The organism is Vibrio sp. 2130-1 (assembly GCF_033339515.1).
Genome location: NZ_JAWOUT010000084.1, coordinates 1 through 1,052, shown reverse-complemented (window position 1 = coordinate 1,052; position 1,052 = coordinate 1). Strand labels below are relative to the sequence as shown.

Sequence of the window (1,052 nt, the reverse complement as noted above, 5' to 3'; positions counted from 1 at the left end):
ATTGTGGCCACGATTGCCTTTGGGATGGGTGTCGACAAATCCGATATTCGCCGAGTAATTCACTTTGATCTACCTAAATCCATTGAAAACTATGCACAAGAAATAGGTCGAGCAGGACGCGACGGACAACGCTCTGAATGCATTCTGCTTGGCAATACTTCTGGGCTAACTGTATTAGAAAACTTTGTGTTTGGCGACACGCCTGAGCGCTCTTCGATTAGTTATGTATTGGGTCAAATCAAAGAGCACCAACCTCAGTGGGAAGTCGTGCCACTACGTTTGTCTCGCGAGAGCAATATCCGCCAGTTACCACTCAAGACGCTGTTGGTGTATTTAGAGCTTGCGAAAGTGATCGAAGCTAAGTTTAGCTACTTTGCCGAATATCGATTCAAATTCCTACAAGATCAGCAATTTATCGTTAACCAATTCCAAGGAGAACGACGCGAGTTTGTAGAAGCCATTTTCACTTGTTCAACCAAAGCGAAAGTATGGTGCCAAGTCGATCTCGATGCTCTTTGGATGCACTATCACTCGGAGCGTAGCCGCGTGGTCGCTGCACTGGATTACTTTCATCAGAATGGTTGGGTTGAACTGGAAAGCAAGCAGCTAACCGATGTGTATTCCGTCTTGCCCGAAACACAGAATATCGAAGACATCACGCAGCATCTGTACGAGCTATTCCAGTCTAAAGAGCGCAAAGACATCGACCGAATTCACGCCATGTTGGGGTTATTCCAATCGTCAGATTGTTTAAGTCATCAATTAGCCAGTTACTTTGCCGACCACAACGCCCCTGCTCACTGCGGTCATTGTTCTGTGTGTCGAGGACAGAGAGCGGTGTTCCCACCTCGGATTTACGATCAACCTGAACCAGCAGTCGCCTCCGCTTGGATTGCAGAGTTTGTCCAACTTTCCCCTTCTGCAATCAGTAACGAAGCCATCGCCCGATTCTTATGTGGCATCAGCACGCCGTTGATCAGCCAACTTAAAGCCTCAAAGCTATCTGGGTATGGTGCATTGGCTAATGTGTCCTTCGAACAGGTACTACAATT

1 protein-coding gene is annotated in these 1,052 nt (G+C 47.1%); it reads left to right on the top strand.

From position 1 onward, the window contains the following. Window positions 1-1,052, top strand: a 1,052-nt coding sequence (locus R7Q09_RS24380; protein ID WP_318143724.1) for a RecQ family zinc-binding domain-containing protein, incomplete at both ends; no start/stop codon positions are given.